This is a genomic window from Paenibacillus sp. GCM10027630 (genome assembly GCF_042676305.1).
In the GTDB taxonomy this organism is placed as follows: domain Bacteria; phylum Bacillota; class Bacilli; order Paenibacillales; family NBRC-103111; genus Paenibacillus_S.
Genome location: NZ_JBHTGY010000045.1, coordinates 25,722 through 44,731 on the forward strand (window position 1 = coordinate 25,722; position 19,010 = coordinate 44,731).

Annotated in this window: 15 protein-coding genes; 4 read left to right on the forward strand and 11 right to left on the reverse strand. The window is 46.6% G+C overall.

Features of this window, described 5'->3' with window-relative positions; translation table 11 throughout:
• Positions 1-46: 46 nt before the first annotated feature.
• On the reverse strand, positions 47-1,345 hold the full coding sequence (gene icd, locus ACFQ0C_RS22215) for an NADP-dependent isocitrate dehydrogenase (protein WP_258216226.1): 1,299 nt from the start codon (positions 1,343-1,345) through the stop codon (positions 47-49).
• A 140-nt stretch (positions 1,346-1,485) separates the two neighbouring features.
• Positions 1,486-2,598 carry a citrate synthase gene (gene citZ / locus ACFQ0C_RS22220; RefSeq protein WP_379369680.1) on the reverse strand — a complete coding sequence of 371 codons (1,113 nt, stop codon included), beginning with the start codon at positions 2,596-2,598 and terminating at the stop codon, positions 1,486-1,488.
• Between the two features lie 699 nt (positions 2,599-3,297).
• Between citZ and ACFQ0C_RS22225 the strand changes: the two genes are divergently transcribed.
• Positions 3,298-4,818 carry a Ppx/GppA phosphatase family protein gene (locus tag ACFQ0C_RS22225; protein ID WP_379369683.1) on the forward strand — a complete coding sequence of 507 codons (1,521 nt, stop codon included), beginning with the start codon at positions 3,298-3,300 and terminating at the stop codon, positions 4,816-4,818.
• Here ACFQ0C_RS22225 and ACFQ0C_RS22230 read toward each other — a convergent pair.
• From ACFQ0C_RS22230 to ACFQ0C_RS22265, 8 genes are all read right to left on the reverse strand, one after another.
• A complete protein-coding gene (locus ACFQ0C_RS22230; RefSeq protein ID WP_379369782.1) occupies positions 4,806-6,905 on the reverse strand; it encodes an RNA degradosome polyphosphate kinase in 2,100 nt (699 codons plus the stop codon). The genes ACFQ0C_RS22225 and ACFQ0C_RS22230 overlap by 13 nt on opposite strands.
• A gap of 219 nt (positions 6,906-7,124) precedes the next feature.
• Positions 7,125-7,541, reverse strand: a complete 417-nt coding sequence (locus ACFQ0C_RS22235; protein ID WP_379369686.1) for an acyl-CoA thioesterase — start codon at positions 7,539-7,541, stop codon at positions 7,125-7,127.
• Positions 7,542-7,659: 118 nt separating this feature from the next.
• Positions 7,660-9,417 (reverse strand): pyruvate kinase, encoded by a 1,758-nt coding sequence (gene pyk / locus ACFQ0C_RS22240; protein ID WP_258216220.1) that lies wholly within the window; start codon positions 9,415-9,417, stop codon positions 7,660-7,662.
• Positions 9,410-10,390, reverse strand: a complete 981-nt coding sequence (gene accA, locus ACFQ0C_RS22245; protein ID WP_379369688.1) for an acetyl-CoA carboxylase carboxyl transferase subunit alpha — start codon at positions 10,388-10,390, stop codon at positions 9,410-9,412. Before accA ends, pyk begins: the two co-directional genes overlap by 8 nt.
• Entirely contained in the window at positions 10,380-11,303 is a 924-nt protein-coding gene (gene accD, locus ACFQ0C_RS22250) for an acetyl-CoA carboxylase, carboxyltransferase subunit beta (RefSeq protein ID WP_379369690.1), read from the reverse strand. The genes accA and accD overlap by 11 nt, the downstream gene beginning before the upstream one ends.
• Positions 11,304-11,345: 42 nt before the next feature.
• Positions 11,346-11,537, reverse strand: a complete 192-nt coding sequence (locus ACFQ0C_RS22255; RefSeq protein WP_133225429.1) for a glutamate decarboxylase — start codon at positions 11,535-11,537, stop codon at positions 11,346-11,348.
• Positions 11,538-11,680: 143 nt separating this feature from the next.
• Positions 11,681-12,190 carry a phosphatidylglycerophosphatase A family protein gene (locus ACFQ0C_RS22260; protein WP_379369692.1) on the reverse strand — a complete coding sequence of 170 codons (510 nt, stop codon included), beginning with the start codon at positions 12,188-12,190 and terminating at the stop codon, positions 11,681-11,683.
• 128 nt (positions 12,191-12,318) lie between these two features.
• Positions 12,319-16,122 carry a DNA polymerase III subunit alpha gene (locus ACFQ0C_RS22265; protein WP_379369694.1) on the reverse strand — a complete coding sequence of 1,268 codons (3,804 nt, stop codon included), beginning with the start codon at positions 16,120-16,122 and terminating at the stop codon, positions 12,319-12,321.
• 136 nt (positions 16,123-16,258) lie between these two features.
• Between ACFQ0C_RS22265 and ACFQ0C_RS22270 the strand changes: the two genes are divergently transcribed.
• The 3 genes from ACFQ0C_RS22270 to ACFQ0C_RS22280 all read left to right on the forward strand — a co-directional run bounded on the left by ACFQ0C_RS22270 (position 16,259) and on the right by ACFQ0C_RS22280 (position 17,565).
• The gene (locus tag ACFQ0C_RS22270; protein WP_258216215.1) at positions 16,259-16,591 is read left to right on the forward strand and encodes a YtrH family sporulation protein; all 333 of its coding nucleotides are present in this window, start codon (positions 16,259-16,261) and stop codon (positions 16,589-16,591) included.
• Positions 16,588-17,088 (forward strand): sporulation membrane protein YtrI, encoded by a 501-nt coding sequence (locus ACFQ0C_RS22275; protein ID WP_258216214.1) that lies wholly within the window; start codon positions 16,588-16,590, stop codon positions 17,086-17,088. Before ACFQ0C_RS22270 ends, ACFQ0C_RS22275 begins: the two co-directional genes overlap by 4 nt.
• Before the next feature lie 189 nt (positions 17,089-17,277).
• Complete coding sequence (locus tag ACFQ0C_RS22280; RefSeq protein WP_258216213.1) at positions 17,278-17,565, forward strand: YtpI family protein; 288 nt, start codon at positions 17,278-17,280, stop codon at positions 17,563-17,565.
• A 12-nt stretch (positions 17,566-17,577) separates the two neighbouring features.
• Here the strand turns inward: ACFQ0C_RS22280 and ACFQ0C_RS22285 are convergent, their stop codons facing one another.
• Positions 17,578-18,915 (reverse strand): DRTGG domain-containing protein, encoded by a 1,338-nt coding sequence (locus ACFQ0C_RS22285; RefSeq protein WP_379369697.1) that lies wholly within the window; start codon positions 18,913-18,915, stop codon positions 17,578-17,580.
• Between the last annotated feature and the right edge of the window lie 95 nt (positions 18,916-19,010).

The window sequence follows — 19,010 nt, forward strand, 5'->3', positions numbered from 1 at the left end:
GAAACCTCTGGGGTCCCCCTTACTAAGGGGGATTTAGGGGGATGTGTTACGCCATATGCTTGATGATTTGGTCAGCGAACTCGGAGCATTTTACTTCAGTAGCGCCTTCCATCAAACGTGCAAAGTCATAAGTAACGGTTTTGTTGTTGATCGATGTTTCCATACCTTTGTAGATCAACTCAACAGCTTCCAACCAGCCCAGGTGTTCAAGCATCATAACGCCGGACAAGATTACGGAACCAGGGTTTACTACGTCCAAGCCAGCATACTTAGGAGCAGTACCATGAGTAGCTTCGAAGATCGCATGTCCAGTTACATAGTTAATATTTGCTCCTGGAGCAATACCAATACCGCCAACTTGTGCAGCCAATGCATCGGACAAGTAGTCGCCGTTCAGGTTCAATGTAGCGATAACGTCGAAATCAGTAGGACGAGTCAAAACTTGCTGCAACGCGATATCCGCGATAGCGTCTTTTACGATAACTTTGCCAGCTGCTTCAGCATCTTTTTGTGCTTGATTTGCAGCATCTGTACCTTGCTCAGCTTTGATTCTATCGTATTGTGCCCAAGTGAAAGTTTTATCGCCGAATTCTCTTTCAGCTAGCTCATAACCCCAGTTCTTGAATGCACCTTCAGTAAATTTCATGATGTTGCCTTTGTGTACCAAAGTCAATGTTTTACGGTTGTGCTTGATTGCGTACTCGATTGCAGCGCGAACCAAACGCTCAGTACCTTCGGAGGAAACAGGCTTAACACCGATACCGGAAGTTTCAGGGAAACGGATTTTCTTAACGCCCATTTCATTTTGCAAGAAATCGATCACTTTCTTAACTTCAGCGGAACCAGCTTCCCACTCGATACCTGCATAGATATCTTCTGTATTTTCACGGAAAATAACCATGTCAACAAGCTCAGGACGTTTAACAGGGGATGGTACGCCGTTGAAATAACGAACTGGACGAGAGCATACATACAGATCAAGCTCTTGACGAAGTGCTACGTTCAAAGAACGGATACCGCCGCCGATTGGAGTTGTCAAAGGACCTTTGATAGCTACGATGTATTCGCGAATAGCTGTCAAAGTGTCATTTGGCAACCAGCTGTTGTATTTATTAAAAGCTTTTTCGCCGGCATATACTTCGTACCATGCGATTTTCTTTTCGCCTTTGTATGCTTTTTCTACAGCTGCATCCAATACGCGTTTGGAAGCTGCCCAGATGTCAGGACCTGTTCCGTCGCCTTCGATAAAAGGAATGATAGGGTTGTTAGGTACGTTTAGCTTGCCGTCCGTGATAGTAATTTTTTCGCCTTCAGTAGGTGCGCTAAAGTTTTCGAATTGAGTCATGATTTCATTTGCCTCCTTAAAATTGGGAAAGTATAAACACAAAATTGAACGGGAGCCACGGCGCTTGTCCAGTTCAAAAGAACCAGACTTGGATCACGCTGTAACAACCCGTTGGTTGCAATAGACTTTATTGAAATCGATTAACGATTATCAATCGGAACATATTTTTGGTTGGAAAGACCTGTGTATTCAGCGCGAGGACGGATCAAACGATTGTTCTCGAACTGCTCAAGAATGTGAGCTGTCCATCCGGATGTACGGCTTACCGCAAAAATCGGTGTGAACAAATCACGAGGAATCTCCAGAGAAGTATAAACGGAAGCGGAGTAAAAGTCCACATTTGGCTTTAAGCCTTTTTGTCCGGTTACGATTTCTTCAATCTTAATTGACATATTATACCAGTTCATATTACCTGTAATTTTGCCCAGCTGTTCGGACATTTTTTGCAAATGCTTGGCACGTGGATCGCCGTTTTTGTATACGCGGTGACCAAAGCCCATAATTTTTTCTTTATTAGCCAGCTTCTCGTTGACATAGGACTCTGCTTTTTCAAAAGTACCGATATCCTCAAGCATAGCCATAACCGCTTCATTCGCACCGCCATGTAGGGGTCCTTTAAGAGCTCCGATAGCAGAAGTTACGCCGGAATAAATGTCGGACAATGTAGCTACGGTAACGCGAGCCGCGAAAGTTGATGCGTTCAATTCATGGTCTGCATGCAGCACCAAAGCTTTATCCAATGCTTCGATTGCCACTTTATCCGGGTCTTTGCCAATCAGCATGTATAGGAAATTCTCGGCAACGGAATCGCTTTGCTTAGGAGCAATCGGCTCTTTGCCTTCACGAATACGAGCAAATGCAGCAATGATAGTAGGAATTTGAGCTTGCAATTTAATCGCTTTGCGCAGGTTGGATTCCGGCGACATGTCGTTGGCTTCTTCGTCATACAAGGCTAGACTGGAAACAGCCGTACGAAGTGCAGCCATCGAATTCGTATCCTTAGGATACGTTCTGATTTGATCGATCACTTGACTTGGTACAGCTGCATATTGATTTAGATCTTTAACCAATTGAGCCAATTCGGAACGGTTAGGCAGCTTGCCATACCATAGTAAATAAGCTACCTCTTCAAATGTCGCATTTTCAGCCAAATCATCAATATCATAGCCGCGGTAAGTTAAAACACCGTCAATAATGGAGCTGATCGAGGACGTTGTAGCAACAATGCCTTCTAAACCTTTAGTAGCAGTCAAAACAATCTCTCCTTTACTTTACATGTTCGTATAATAACTACTATATCATAAATTACTGTTCACAAGAAAAACTCCTGATCGAAGTCCTTTTCGAAGAAATACATTCGTTACGGTATCATTCATTTTACCCAAGGTCGAATGTTTATTACTCTACTATAATTGATTTGGCAAACAATGTGAACAAAACAAGACATAAAAATTCATTATCAGCACAATAAACTTATGCTATCCCTTAGTATTAGGATTGACTCCAAACACTCGATGCTACGGGCTTATTCTTTCCATTATCCGCTTAATGAACCCTAATAAATCATGGTGAATGAATCATATTGCGTGAAAAATGCAGGCGGATCTAATTAGTTATTCGTAAGCCCCAGACAAAAAAAGACTCTCAATCCATAAGGAAAGAGAGCTATGTTCAACAGCAATTGCTCCCCATTCAAACAACACTCGCGTTGGAGCCATCAATAAGATTCAGCTCCAACGATGGTATGACTGGAAAGGACAAATAACACAGAAACCCTAGGTTAATTGAACGTCATTCCTGCAATGATGTTTCCCTCGTGCACAAAACTGTTAAATTATTATTAGAAATTTTGCTCTCACTGAAATAGGTGGTAAAATAGTGCTTATATGCCAAAAAAAATTAATGTTCACTAAAAGCGATATGCTACAATGTGCACACTATGGAGGAGTCTTATGCCAAACAGCCGCAGAATCGGCATCATTGATATCGGTTCCAATTCCATACGTCTTGTTATTTATGAAATAAATCCGCTAAATGCCTATAGAGTTATTGGTGAATTCAAGCAATCCGCCCGGTTAAGCCAAAGAATTGGTCCTGACAATACTTTGCCTACTGACGATGTTCAAGCTATTGTCGGGATTTTATCGCATTTCAAACAAATATGTAATGCTAATCAGGTGACGGAAATTCGTGCAGCGGCGACAGCTGCCATACGTAATGCTGCTAATTCTCAAGCTATCATTCGAACGTTGCATATTCAGTCCGGCATACAAGTTGAGCTTCTATCCGGCGAGGACGAAGCAAGGCTCGGTTTTCTTGGCATGATTCATTCATTGGATATTCCAGATGGTATCGTTATCGATATTGGTGGCGGAAGCACAGAGGTTACGATATTCCGCAACCGCACAAGATTGAAAAGTGTCTCGTTTCCATTTGGAGCGGTAAATACAGGCCGCAGATTTGCTACCAACGGTGATTGCAGCGAAGAGCAATTAAAACTAATTCGCCACATGGTTCAAGAGGCCGTCGCTAACGAGCCATGGATCAAAATGCATCCCGGATTGCCTCTCATAGGGCTAGGTGGAACGATCCGCAGCCTTTGCAAGATCAATCAAAAAAGGCAAAAGTACTCACTTCCGGTTACACATAATTACCCTATTTCCTCCATGGATATGGATGAGTTAATGCAATGGCTGTCCTCCCTTCCAAGTGATAAGAGAAAGAAAGTGGATGGACTATCCAAAGAGCGCTTCGACATCATTGTTCCTGGAATGATCCTTTTGCAAACCTTGTTCGAAGCAACAGGCTCCTCCCATTATGTGATTAGCGGCGCAGGCTTGCGCGACGGGCTGTTCATTGAAACTTTTTTACCTGATCATTTTGCTTCTATGAGCCTTCTGGAGCATAGCACACGCAACCTTCTTGCCCTTCATTCCACAGCCCCTGTCGCCCATCTGGAGCAGGTTACAGCGAATGCTGAAGTGCTGTTTAACGCTCTGCAAAGCATACATGAATTGGACGGTCGCAGCCTGCAAGTTTTGCGTGCTGCCGCCTTATTGCACCGTATCGGCGTGGCCGTAAATTATTATCATTTTGTTAAGCATTCCTTTTATTTAATTGCCCATTCCCGTCTCGACGGACTATCTCACAGAGAAACTCTTGTATGCGCAGCTGCCGCTTCCTATAAAACCAAAAACAAAGCCCAGCAGGTTTGTTTGCAGCATAAGGATATACTGTCCGAGGTCGATTTGGATGTAATTACAAAGCTCGGAACGATTCTCCAACTGGCAATAGCTTTGGATATTTCCGAAACGCAATCAATATCGTCGATCACCGCCGATATTGATCCCAAAAGCTTACTTATCCATGCTCAATTGAAAAAAGACCCCTCTTTCGAATTAAGAGAGGCCGAATCTGTACAAAAGGAATTCAGCAAAATTTGGGGCTTGAAGCCGGTTATTCATACTTCTTGATGCTGCGGCTTCTTTTTCCATGATTTAATTTTCATTGCTTCAAACTGGCTGCGCAGCGGTTTCTTATCATTGACTATCCGTGAATATAAGCCGCTCGGCTGCAGCAGGCGTGCCTTGACGTTATCCCCCAAGCTTAGCTCCAGTATCCGGATCAGCGTTTCCTGAAGATGCTTGTCAAACACTGGACAAATAAGCTCGATTCTCCGAGTTAAATTCCGCGTCATCCAATCCGCACTGGAAATATACACTTCTGGCTCTTGATCGTTTTGGAAATATAAAATACGCGAATGCTCCAAAAACCTGTCGACTATGCTAATAACCTGAATATTTTCGCTTAATCCCGGTACGCCCGGACGCAAGCAGCAAACACCACGTATGATTAAATCTATCTTGACTCCGGCTTTGGAAGCCTCGTACAGCTCCTCCACCATCTGTTGATTCGATAAGGAATTTAGCTTGGCAATAATATGAGCCGGCTTGCCCTCTAAGGCATGCTGGGCTTCACGGCGTATTTTCTCGAACAGCTTATCCTTCAAGTCTGTGGGCGCGACCCCAAATGCCTTCCAATTATGCGGTGCGGAATAACCCGTAACTTCATTAAAGAGCGCAGACGCATCCTCTCCAATGATCATATGGGATGTGAACAGACCTACATCTGTGTACAGCCTCGCAGTGCTGTCATTATAATTGCCTGTCCCTACATGCACATAACGCCGCAATCCGTCCTGTTCCTGACGCACTACCAATGTGATTTTTGCATGTGTTTTCAAGCCAACCAGACCATATACAACATGGCACCCAGCCTGTTCAAGCTTTCTGGCCCAAGCAATATTACGCTCCTCGTCAAACCGCGCCTTCAGCTCAACCACAACCGTAACCTGCTTGCCGGACTCCGCAGCACTTGCCAAAGCTTGAATCAACGGTGAATTTCCGCTGACCCGATACAACGTCATTTTGATAGCCAAAACTTGACTATCGTAGGCCGCTTGGCATATAAAATCAGTTACAGCATCAAAAGATTCATAAGGATGATAGAGCAGAACATCCTGATGCTTCAGCTTATTAAAAATATCTTCCGTATCAGCCAATTCATGAGGATAAGCTGCCTCAACCGGTTTATACCTCAATTGCTCATAACCTTTTAAAGTACCTGCCAGCTTCATAAAATAAGTCAAATCCAAAGGACCATCGATTTCAAAAATATTGTCCATAATTTCGAATTCATCCTGAAGTACATTGAGCGCATACGGATGAATTCCCTTCTGCACCTCCAGACGAACCGGAGAGCCCCAGCGCCGGCGGCGCAGCTCCTTCTCAATTTCCTCCAACAGATCCTCCGCGCCTTCTTCATTCAAGGTTAAATCGGCATTGCGCGTCAATCTGAAGCCATGTACGGAAATAGGTGTGTAGCCGGAAAACAACGTATGGATATGCTGCTCAATTAAATCCTCCAGCAAAACGAATTCGTGCTTCTTGCTGTTGGATCGTGCAGGCACCTCAATACAACGCGACAAATTAGAGGGAACCTGAACAATGGCAAAATAAGGCTCGTCCTCTGGGTCATCGCCTTCCTTCATCAGAACTACCGCTAAATATACAGCTTGAGTATGTACCAAGGGAAATGGACGGCTCTGATCGACTGCCATAGGGGTCAGCACTGGAAATACGATTTCATGATAGTAAGAATCCATCGCTTTGCGCTGATTCATATTGAGGTCTTCGTAATCCGTAAAGAGAATGCCTTCTTTGGCCAGCTGCCTGGTAACATCACGATATGATTTGTATTGTTCCGCTACCATTTTGGCCGACCGCTTCATGATACGTTTGAATAAACCTGCCGGTGTATAGCCGGTGAAATCCTTTTTCACGTACCCGGCTTTAATCTGATCTTTGACCCCAGCAACACGAACGCTCATAAATTCATCCAAATTGGATGAAACGATGGCAAGGAATTTCACCCTTTCCAGCAACGGTGTATCGGCATCCTGAGCTTCCTCAAGCACCCTCCAGTTAAACTCGATCCAGCTCAAGTCGCGATTGATATAGTTTGATGAAGCTTCTCTTTCTCTTTGCGCCATCTCTTTCATATTGTCCTCGTAACCTCCATAGGATTCGACCGTTTTCGCGAATGAAATAAACAAATGCGAGCTTATTATCATTCATCTATCTTCATGGTAGTTCGACAATGTAATCAGAAGATGTGAAGTTTGTAAATTCTATGTAAAGATGAGAAAAGCTTTTTCGATTAAGATACATTCATGTCTTTGTAAGCATTTCTTTCTATAAACAGCTTATCGTTGAATATTTTATTGCATTTGCAGTAATTTATACAGCTCAGGAGCCGTTTTGTCGATACGCGTAGGCTTCCAATCCCGATTCACCCACACATGCCGCGTGCTTCCACTAACGAGCAGCTCCGTTCCGCGTCTAATTTCTGAACTAAAATGCACTCGCAAATGAGTATATTCTTCAATCCTCGTACATATGGTTATCAAATCATCGTATTTAGCCGGAAGCTTGAACTGCATTTGTGCATCCACTAAAGGCAGCAGTAAACCTTGCTCTTCGATTTTATGATAAGGCATGCCAAGGGTGCGAATTAACTCAGTCCTGCCTATTTCAAACCAATTCAAATAATTCGCATGATAAACGACACCCATTTGATCCGTCTCTTGATAACGAACCCTAATCGTATGCTCAAACCATGGTGATGAAGAAGACATAGGAACCCCCTTAGAGATATCGCAAGAAATCTATTGGTCATGAGTAAAAAAAAAGAGTGAAACCGATGTATAGACTCGACTTCACTCTTGGGGGGAAGCTACAACGCCCTAGCTTCTATTATAGGACGCGTGCACGACCCGAATAGATTACGCCTACTTCCGGATAGATCGATACCTCTACACCGTCTCTGATGAGCTCCAAAGCGCCATCAACACCAACAATAACAGGCTTGCTCAAGCTGATTCCGACAACTGCCGCGTGGGAAGTAATGCCGCCTGTCTCTGTAATGATTGCGGAAGCTTTCTCAATGGCAGGGATGTATTCCTTGTCCGTAGTTAAAGTAACAAGAATGCAGCCTTCCACCGCTTTGGCGTTAGCTTCTTGTGCAGTGCGGGCAACGACAACCTTGCCGGTAGCGATTTGTGTTCCAATACCTTGACCCTTGGCGATCATTTCACCAATTTGGTGAACTTTAATTATGTTTGTTGTTCCCGAGCGGCCTACAGGTACGCCTGCCGTAATGACAACTGTATCGCCAAGGCTAACATGGCCGGCTTTTACACTGCTGTCTACTGCATGCTCGAACAGCTCGTCCGTCGTTTTGCAGTCTTCACCTTTAATTGGCACAACACCCCATACCAACGATAAACGGCGCAAAACATGATCAATTGGAGTAACGGCAATGATTGGAGCTTTCGGACGGTATTTGGATACCATACGTGCCGTATATCCGCTCTCCGTAGCTGTCAAAATCGCTCTCGCTTCCAAATCCAAAGCTGAGCTGGCTACCGCTTGACTGATTGCTTCGGTAACTGTTTTTTGCTGTGCATTGCTTTGACGAATGAAAATTTCGCGATGCTCAAGCGCCGCTTCTGCACGCTCAGAAATTTTGGCCATAGTCAAAACGGACTCAATCGGATATTTCCCAGCAGCCGTTTCGCCTGACAGCATAACAGCATCCGTTCCATCAAAAATCGCATTCGCCACGTCACTTGCTTCCGCACGAGTCGGACGCGGGTTGCGCTGCATGGAATCCAACATCATAGTAGCTGTAATAACCGGTTTACCCGCTTGGTTACATTTTTTGATCATTGCCTTTTGTACGATCGGCACATCTTCAGCAGGAATCTCAACTCCAAGGTCTCCACGCGCTACCATCAAACCATCCGAAACCTCAAGGATTTCATCCAAATTATCGACACCCTCTTGGTTTTCGATTTTGGAAATAATCTGAATATGGTTCGCATTGTGACGCTCCAGAATCTCACGAATCTCAATAACGTCACTCGCTTTGCGCACGAATGAAGCAGCGATGAAATCTACCCCCTGCTCAATACCAAACACTATATCATTAGCGTCCTTTTCTGTAATACCAGGCAAATTGATTTTCACGCCAGGTACATTAACGCCCTTCTTACCGCCCAACAGACCCCCGTTAACGATACGGCATTTGATTTCGGTGCTGTTCACATCCGCAACTTCCAAACCGATCAAACCATCGTCAATCAAAATGGTCGCGCCAATTTTAACATCCTTCGGCAAATCTTTATACGTAATATGAACACGCTCAGCGTCCCCAACAATTTCTTCTGTTGTCAGTGTAATAAAGTTGTCTTGAACAAGCTCAACCTTTTGATCATCCTTCAGCTTGCCTGTACGAATCTCCGGTCCCTTGGTATCCAACAGGATGGCTACGATTTTATCCAATTCCTGAGAAGCTTGGCGTACATTCTTGATCCGGTTGCCGTGCTCTTCAAAGTCCCCATGTGAGAAGTTCAGTCTAGCTACGTTCATACCTGCATTTATAAGCTTTTTGAACATGTCCAGTGATTCACTCACCGGACCGATTGTACATACAATTTTCGTTTTACGCATGATTATGATTACCCTCCTGAATGTAAGTAAACCTTCCGATTTGTCTGAACTTTTTATACCGATCTTCGACTAGTTCTTTCTCTGTAAGAGCCGTTAGTTCCTGCAAATGCTTTATTAAGGTTTGTTTAATCTCCAGAGCCAATGATTGGACATCACGGTGGGCTCCTCCGCGCGGTTCCTGGATAATCCCGTCAATAACGCCAAGATTTAAAATATGCTCCGCAGTGATTTTCATTGCATCAGCTGCTTCCCCTGACCTTGAAGCATCTTTATATAGGATCGATGAAGCCGCCTCAGGCGTGCTAACTGAATAAATCGCGTTCTCCAGCATAAAGACCCGGTTGCCTACTCCTAATGCAAGCGCACCTCCGCTTCCGCCTTCCCCGATAACTACACATAGAATTGGAACTCCAAAAGAAGCCATTTCCATTAAATTTCTGGCAATTGCTTCGCTTTGTCCACGCTCTTCAGCTGCGCTGCCGGGATAAGCTCCAGGCGTATCGATAAAAGTAATGATAGGACGTTTAAACTTGTTCGCTTGCTTCATTAATCGCAAGCCTTTACGCAGTCCGTCAGGATGAGGCATACCGAAGTGTCTTGCAATATTATCCTTCGTATCCTTACCCTTTTGATGGCCGACCACCGTTACCGGTATTCCGTTCAAACGCGCCAATCCACCGACGATAGCCAAGTCGTCACCATATAACCTATCGCCATGCAGCTCCATAAAATCTGTAAAAATAAGCTGTATGTAGTCCAAAGTCGTTGGACGCTGAGGATGACGAGCCAGCTGCATTTTCTCGGAGGTCGACATGCTGCTGTATAGCTGAGCAGCCAACTGCTCGTAGCGCTGCTCCAATCGGGCTATTTCATCCGAGAAGTCCATTTGCTTATCAGAGCCGAATTTCCTAAGCTCCTCAATTTTGGACTTTAGCTCAAGAAGCGGCTGCTCAAAGGGCAATTCACCCGCCATTTGCCACATCCCCCTTCACTACGTGCATATCCAATAATCTAACTAGCGTGCCTTTAATTTCCTTACGGGCAACTACCATATCCACATGCCCGTGCTTTAAGTTGAACTCTGCAGTCTGGAAGTTATCCGGAAGCTTCTGACGGATCGTCTGTTCAATAACCCGGCGCCCGGTAAAACCGAAGGCTGCTCCAGGCTCAGCAATAATGTAATCACCTAGCATCGCATAACTAGCCGAAACGCCACCGAAGGTCGGATCTGTAATTACCGAAATAAACAAGCCGCCTTGTTCATTCAACTGAGCTATGGCTGCGCTTGTCTTGGCCATTTGCATCAAGCTGAGTATACTCTCCTGCATGCGGGCTCCCCCGGAGGTGGAGAATACAATCAACGGATATTTCTTCTGAATGGCATGCTCAATAGCTATAGTTACTTTCTCACCGACAACAGAACCAAGGGAGCCGCCCATAAAATCGAAGCTCATTACAGCAACGATGACCGGAAAACCGCCTATAGTTCCTTCGCCTGTAATAACCGCGTCACTCATACCAGTAGCTTCCGTAGCTTTATTGTATTTGTTCACATAATCCGGAAATTCAAGCGGATCCTCTGAAATCATTTCACTATCATATTCAAAAAAACGGCCCTCATCCATAACCAACTGAATGCGCTCGACCGCATTTAATTTGAAATGATAACCACAGGCTGTACAAACCTTAAGGTTTTTGTCCAATTCCTTAGTAAATTGAATGGTGGCGCACTTCGGACATTTATTCATTAAGCCTTCAGGAATTTCCCTTCTTGGCTTGTCCTCAGGAACTATTTCCACACCATCCGCCGCACGCTGAACAGGTCTATCCGAGCCTGGTATTGTGGCGTACTTTCTCTTCTTCTGAAATAAATCTTTAAATTGCACGATCTGCACCTCGCTTGCGGTTGATGTTCAAATGCGGTCCATCTAAGATCTATGCAAAATGGAATTCAGCACATCTTGAACCTCTTCCAGTTCACCTTCAGGGACTACAATTTCAAACTGGTTTTTCGTCATATTAATGGCCCGCACCTGGACAAGAAAGCCCTCTTCTGTCAGTTTCGTCTTGATTCTATCCGCAATTTTCGCTGTCGGAGCTATATAAATAACGGTCCACATGAAAAAAGACCTCCTGAACATAATGCACTAATAATATCATATCTTCTCTTTTTCCCGCAACAAAGGCTTATTGCTAATTAAAATGTGTATGGAAATACCGAGGCCAGCTCCCGTCAGAGCGGCCGCAGGTATATAATATCCCTTTATGTTGGTTCGTCTTTCGTATCCGGCACATCCAGATCCATTTCATCTTGATGCCTGTGAGCTATACGTGCGGATGCTGCAGCGGCAAGGCCGGCAACTAAATCATCAAGAAATACATGAATACCGCTCGGGTGGTCATTGAGCTCCCGTATAATGCCCATCTTTTCTTTATCCAAATAGCCAAAGCTGGTTAGGCCAATCATACCATAGACATGTACAATACCGAGAGCCAACGTCTCATCGACGCCATACAAGGATTCATCACGTTCCATAATGGATTGCAGCGGCTCAGGAAGCAGCTTTTGTTCAGCCAGTTCATCCAAAGCAATGCCTGTATATAAGGTATATTGCACTTCTCGCTTTTTCAAAACGGTAAGGACGCTGTCGATGCAGTCTTCCTTTTGCAGCTGCGGATTGTAAGGAAACTGCAGCTTGTAAACGATATCGGCCACCTTCTCAACGGTGACTCCCCGTCTTCCCAAGCTTTCCACTATGTGCTGATGGGACATGTGACATCGCCTCCTCCATAACTCGGAATGACCTTCCGGGTTACTAAATGTATGCGGAGGAGCAGCGATTTATAATATCATAATTTATTAGTTTATTGCGAAGCTCAACGATTTTGTAAGTAAAAAAATTATTTCACTTTTACGGATTCTTTGCCAAGCAGCTCTTCAATGGCCTGGAACAGCTTCGGTGAAGGCTTCACTTTATATTGATCGCTCAAGCCCAACGTTTTTTGGCTTTTCTCATAATACAGGATAACGGACAAGGGTCCTCCTTGCTCTGCAAGCAGCTGCTTCAGAGCTGTCAATACTTGCGGCTGCTCATGATCAGCCGAGATCTTGACATATACCCGCTGCGGACGCGAGGCCGTCGATGAGGACGTGCCTACCGGAGCGGCCGATCTGGTCGGCTGGGCAGCGGACGCGGGACTTACTGCTCGGCCCGGCGAATTCGGCCGTGCAGCGGAGCCAGACTGAGGCGGGCGCGCCGTCTGGCCGGACGAAGCCACGCGCGGCGCGGCAGCACCTTCGCGGGCCTGTGGCTGCAGCGAAGCTTGCGCTTGGCGGCTGGGAGCCGCAGAGCGGCCCCCAGCGCCGGCAGGAGCTGGGTGATCGCCACCAGTGCGGGCGGAAGCATTATGCCCAGCAGGGCGGCGCACAGCCTTCAGCTGCAGCTGAGGATCACTCAGCGCTACCAGCTGATCGGCAAGCAGCTTAATATCCTCGTCCCCCTGCTGCAGCTTGGCCCGGACCAGAACGGGATTCCCCTTCTGGACGAGTGGCGCGAACTGCTTCCAAGCTTCCGGAAACAATACGACCTCCACCTTGGCTACACGGTCCTCCAGCTCCATGAAAGCCATGGGCTGGCCTTTCTTGGTCACAATCGTCTTGTTGGACAGCACCAACCCCGCTACAATCACCTCGCTGTTGTCAGGCAGCTCCTGCAGCTGATGGAGCATATCAACCTCAATCACCCGCAGCACCGCTTCATAGTCATCCAACGGACTGCCAGAGATGTAAAGTCCCAACAGTTCTCGCTCCAGCTCCAGCTGCTGGGTCATTGTAAAGGGTCGAATCTCCGGATATTCGACCTCCCAGTGAACATCCTCGACGAACCCGAACAAATGGAGCTGCAAATCATCCCGCTCCTTACGCCATTTGACAGCAGCTTCAATCGTCTCTTCGAGCATCGCCAGCTGCTGAGCCCGGTGTCCGGTCAGCGAGTCGGCGGCTCCGCCTTGAATAAGCGACTCAAGCACCCGCTTGTTGCACACTCGCAGATCGACCCGCCGGCACAGGTCGAGCAAGCTCTTGTAGGGGCCGCTGCCGCGCTCCTGCATGATCGACTCGATCGCATGCGTGCCGACGTTCTTGATCGCGGCGAGTCCGAAGCGAATCGCTCCCGCACGCGATTGCGCTGCAGCTGCATCCGCGCCAGCAGCGGCACTGCCGCCAGCGAGGCCCGGCTGCGCCGCAGGCGTAAACACGACGCCGCTCTCATTGACGTCGGGCGGCAGCACGACGATGCCCATGCGGCGGCATTCGTCCACATATTCAGCCACCTTATTGTGGCTGCCCATTACGGCTGTCAGCATAGCAGCCATAAATTGGACCGGATAATGCGCCTTCAAATAAGCGGTCTGAAACGCTAGAACGCCGTAAGCTGTCGCATGAGCTCGGGGGAAGCCATAGTCAGCGAAGCGTACGATCATGTCGTACACCTTGTTCGCCTCCGCTTCACTAAAGCCTTCGCTCACGCTGCCTTTTACGAAATGCGCGCGCTCCTCGTCCAGCACCTCGCGCTTCTTCTTGCTGACCGCACGCCGCAGCAGATCGGCCTCTCCGAGGCTGAACCCCGCCATTTTGGAAGCAATCTGCATGATTTGCTCCTGATACACGATAATCCCGTACGTATCTCCAAGAATCGGCTCCAATAAAGGATGTGGATACTCCACTTCCAGCTCGCCATGCTTGCACCCGATGTACCGTGGAATAAAATCCATTGGACCTGGTCGATATAACGCTACCACTGAAATAATATCCTCGAAATCCGAAGGCCTCAAATCCTTCAGCACCCGGCGTACTCCAGCCGACTCCAGCTGAAATACACCTGTCGTGTCGCCACGGCTTAGCAGCTCATAGGTTGCAGGGTCATCCATGGGAATCTTGTGGAAATCTACAGATTCCCCTGTCTGCTCCTTGATCCATTGGAGCGTACGCTCGATAATAGACAAGGTTCGCAAGCCAAGAAAATCCATTTTGAGCAGTCCAATGGCTTCCAAATGCTCCATTGAATACTGGGTCAATGCAGTCTGCTCATTGCCTTCCTGCAGCGGTACATATTGTGTCAGCGGCTCCCGGGAAATAATTACTCCTGCTGCGTGTGTAGAAGCATGCCGGGGCATCCCCTCAACCTTCATCGCAATCTCAAGCAATTGCGCTGTCTTCGGCTGTCTCGCGGCAAGAGCTTTCAAGTCGGGATTGGCTTCGATAGCCTCCGCCAATGTCATCCCGAGCTGAGACGGTATCATCTTGGCAGCGCGATCCACTTCTCCATAAGGAATATTCAGCACTCTGCCCACATCGCGAACAGCCGCCTTTGCCGCCATAGTTCCGAATGTAATAATTTGGGCTACCCGATCGCGTCCATATTTATCCACCACATAATCTATAACCTCGTCACGGCGCAAATCGCTAAAATCAATATCAATATCGGGCATCGAAATCCGTTCCGGATTAAGGAATCGTTCAAACAATAATTGATAACGGATCGGGTCTACATCCGTGATCTTCAGTACATACGCTACCAGGCTGCCGGCAGAGGAACCCCGGCCCGGCCCTGTTACGATGCCTTGCTGATGAGCAAAACGGATAAAATCCCAAACAATTAAAAAATAATCGGAAAAGCCCATTCGTTCAATTACAGATAACTCATATTGGAGTCTTTCCTCAAGCTGCTTGCGGTAGCTGTTATCCTCTGATTCTAACCACGCTTCGACATTCCCATAACGCTCCTCAAGCCCTGTCCGACACAATTCAGCAAGATAACTGCCTGCTGTCGCATTGGGTGGAATAGGCTCGAACTGCGGCAGGATCGAACGGCCGAATTCGAGCTCCAGCTCACATCGTTCCGCCACGATTCGACTATTTTCTATCGCCTGCGGCACATGAGGGAACAGACGCTTCATCTCTTCTTCGCTTTTCAAATACAGCTGGCTTGAGTGGAAGCGCAACCGTTCCGTATCGTCCACCGTCTTGCCTGTCCCTATGCAAATCAGAATATCCTGGACCGCATGATCCGGCTCACGAACATAGTGAACGTCATTGGTCGCGATCAACGGAATGCCTGTATCCTCGCTCAATTGGAGCATGCTTTGCATCACTTTTTTCTGCTCCATCAACCCATGATCCTGAAGCTCCAAGAAAAAATCATCACCAAAAATGTCCTTGTAACGAAGCGCAGCAAGCTTGGCCTCCTCGTAACGGTCATGAAGCAAGTGCTGGGAAACTTCACTTCCAAGACATGAGCTGGTGCAAATAAGCCCTTCCGAATATTCAGCCAAATGCTTAGGGTCAATCCGGGGCTTGTAATGATGTCCCTCCAAATGTCCTATTGAGCACAGCTTCATCAGGTTTTGATAGCCGGTATGATTCTTGGCGAGCAATATTAAATGATAAATCGGCTGGTCCTTCCGAGCCCCTTTATCCCGAAGCGAGCCTGCCGTGTAGTAAACCTCGCAGCCGATAATCGGCTTGATGCCGCGCTGCTTGCAAGCTTTATAGAAAGGTATGGCTCCATACATGACGCCATGGTCGGTCAACGCCAATGCCTTCATTCCGAGGTCGGCCGCCCGTCCAACCAGATCATCGATGCGCGCCGCACCATCCAGCAAACTATATTCGCTATGTACATGCAGATGGACAAAATCGCTCACCCGCTCCACCCCCTTGTTGGTAATCCTTATGCCGCCAAAAATATTTCTTTTATTTTATCATAATACGAACACTTGTACCATAGATTAGACAAGCAGGACATCATGCGTGGTAATAAAGGAAGGATGGGAACGAGGAATGTCAAGCTTTTTAACAAAATGCGTAGTCGATTTTTTTGTGGCGTTCGGAGTTGTTCTTGGAGGAACTATGCTTGGCGGCATAGCAGCCGTATTTATTATGGAACCGCCTACAACCCGAATGCTGCTAATCTCGGAGCAGATCAAAATCTGGGCGCTGGTAGCTGCAGTAGGCGGGACGATCGACCCCATTCGTGTAATCGAGAGCAACTTGGTTGAAGGCTATATGTCGCCCGCGATCAAACAAATTTTATATATCGTATTTGCTTTTATAGGAGCCCACTCAGGCACGACACTGATTCAATGGATTTGTAAAGGAGGCAGCGGCAATTGAAGGTACCGCCCTTTGAACAGTTTACCGGGCTGATGAAAGCAACGGGCCTGCTTATTGCCGGGGGCATTATCGGCTGCGCTGTATTTACTGCAATTTACCATCACCATCTTAATACGGTACTTATAAAAAATAAAGAGCTCCAGGCTGAGAATGAAAAGCTTATTCAAGACAATAATTCGTATAAAAAAAGCAAAAATCAGCAAAGCACAATCAATCAAATTGATGTCACCGTGGAATCGGGAGATCTCGATCCTCTCGATAAGGTAACCGAGCAAGAAATCGAACGCCGCCTGCGCAATGATCTCAGTGTCGTCAAAGGGCAAAAAATAACTTATTTTGCGGAATCGCCCCATGTGTATCAACGACTGCTGGCCCAGAAAACGTACCATGCCATTCAGGATAAGGATTATACCGTCAATGTTAAAATCATGCTGTTAATCCATACAGAGCTTAAGGTCTGGGTCACGGCAAAGGAATGGAGGCGCACCGTCCCATAGACAATATTGAGAACACAAAAATGAGAACTGCTTTAGCGGGAGTCGCGGATCACTGCAGCCACTCTTTATTAGCCAGCCTCGTTGCATTTCCCAACAAAAATCGTTACATTAATAAAGATCCCGTTTGGACGTCATTTCTGCGCCACACCATGGATACAACTAAGAAATGAATAAAAGGATGTGCCTGTGATGGAAATTCTCCAAGCTTTGTTACCTATATTTATTTTTGTCCCATTAATTTTATCGGTCTATTACAGCTTTCGGTCAAGGAGAAACCAGGATCCCAAGCTTCGCGGGATTTATGCGGCACGCATGAACATCGCGATGGGCGCAATGCTTGTTGTTATCGCTGTTTCCCAGCTGTTTTTCTTTACAGATTCCAACCTGCGCCGCGTTTTTGGCACCATTTGCTTCCTGCTTGGCCTGTTTAACCTGTTCGCGGGTCTGCGCAATCATAGCGCTTATAGCAAGCTGTAGACATTCCCGAGCTTAAACCTGATCGATGAATTGGGCGGTCAGCATCGCTTTGGCTACCAATGTCGGACCGTGATAAATTCCCACATCAATTTTGCCGAATTTGCGGCTGACCTCAATTATTTTGGGATGGATTTCGATTTGGCTGTCGATTTGCACCGGCTTTACAAAATAAGAGGACATGTTGTCCATCACGAGGTCGCCCTTCTTCACATTCTGTACAACATGATAAGCCGCTTGCGTCATCAGAATCGTCAATACCCCCTCTGAGACTGTCCCGAGCTGATTCGTCATCTGAGGCGTAATCAAGCCCCGGTAAACCGTCTGCCCTTCCTTGCTTCGCTCCTCCTCAAACCCGGACCAGATCAAATCCTCAAACGTTTCGCCGTTTTGCGGCTGGCGTTGGATTTGCTGCATCGCTTTAAGCACGTCCTTGCGACTGATAACCGCCATTACTTTGCGATTCGTATCAATCACCGGCAGCAGATCTATACCCTCCCACACCATCATATGGGCAGCAGAGGCTACTGAAGTGTTAAGAGCAGCTGTCAACGGGTTGCGGGTCATCAGCTTATCCATCGTCTGCTCCGGCAGTGCTCCAATCAAATCCTTGGAGGTTATCATCCCTGTCAACCGGTTCCATTCATCAACTACGGGAAATCGGCTATGTCCTGTCTGTTCGTGAAGCTGCTGCCAATCCTTCAGCATATGATGACCCTTAAGAACCATAACCTGCATTTGCGGAGGTACAATATCCTCGATAAGCAGTATTTTTTTCTTGATGAGACGGTCATAAATAGCTCTATTAATCATCGATGCCACTGTATAAGTGTCATAGCTGCTCGATATTATTGGCAGATCCAGCTCGTCCGCCAGCTTTTTCACCTCATCGCTAGTGCCGAAACCTCCTGTAATTAACACACCCGCCCCTTGCTCCAGTGCACATGTATGGGCTTTACTGCGGTTTCCTACAATGAGCAAGCTGCCCGGATCAATATAGCGCATCATAGCATCCTGCTGCATCGCCCCGATAACAAACTTGTTCAATGTCTTTTGCAGTCCATCCAGACCACCGAGCACTTCCCCGTCCACGATATTAACAACCTCAGCAAAGGTTAGCTTGTCTATGTTATCACGCAGTTTTTTTTCTACACGGATGGTTCCGACCCTCTCTTTGGTACTGACTAGACCAAGATTATCCGCTTCCTTTATGGCACGGTAGGCTGTTCCTTCACTAACCTCAAGCTTTTCAGCTATTTTTCGAACCGAGATTTTGGAACCTATCTTAAGACCCTCGATATATTTTAAAATTTGTTCATGCTTGGTAGCTGCTTCCTGCGTTGATTGCTCCAAAACTGTTACACCCCGTTTCACAATACTGTATTATTCTGTATCACTTATTATAAGCTCTATTTAAATGAAACAAAAGCACTTGTAATTATCAAATT

Bases quoted from the DNA above. Each gene is read 5' to 3' on its own strand.
- ACFQ0C_RS22255 (WP_133225429.1), bottom strand. From the start codon at position 11,537: ATGTGGACCGTTATTTATATAGCTCCGACAGCGAAAATTGCGGATAGA.
- ACFQ0C_RS22280 (WP_258216213.1), top strand. From the start codon at position 17,278: ATGGAAATTCTCCAAGCTTTGTTACCTATATTTATTTTTGTCCCATTA.
- ACFQ0C_RS22230 (WP_379369782.1), bottom strand. From the start codon at position 6,905: ATGAAAGAGATGGCGCAAAGAGAAAGAGAAGCTTCATCAAACTATATC.
- accA (WP_379369688.1), bottom strand. From the start codon at position 10,390: ATGGCGGGTGAATTGCCCTTTGAGCAGCCGCTTCTTGAGCTAAAGTCC.
- ACFQ0C_RS22225 (WP_379369683.1), top strand. From the start codon at position 3,298: ATGCCAAACAGCCGCAGAATCGGCATCATTGATATCGGTTCCAATTCC.
- ACFQ0C_RS22235 (WP_379369686.1), bottom strand. From the start codon at position 7,541: ATGTCTTCTTCATCACCATGGTTTGAGCATACGATTAGGGTTCGTTAT.
- ACFQ0C_RS22260 (WP_379369692.1), bottom strand. From the start codon at position 12,190: ATGTCCCATCAGCACATAGTGGAAAGCTTGGGAAGACGGGGAGTCACC.
- ACFQ0C_RS22270 (WP_258216215.1), top strand. From the start codon at position 16,259: ATGTCAAGCTTTTTAACAAAATGCGTAGTCGATTTTTTTGTGGCGTTC.
- pyk (WP_258216220.1), bottom strand. From the start codon at position 9,417: ATGCGTAAAACGAAAATTGTATGTACAATCGGTCCGGTGAGTGAATCA.
- icd (WP_258216226.1), bottom strand. From the start codon at position 1,345: ATGACTCAATTCGAAAACTTTAGCGCACCTACTGAAGGCGAAAAAATT.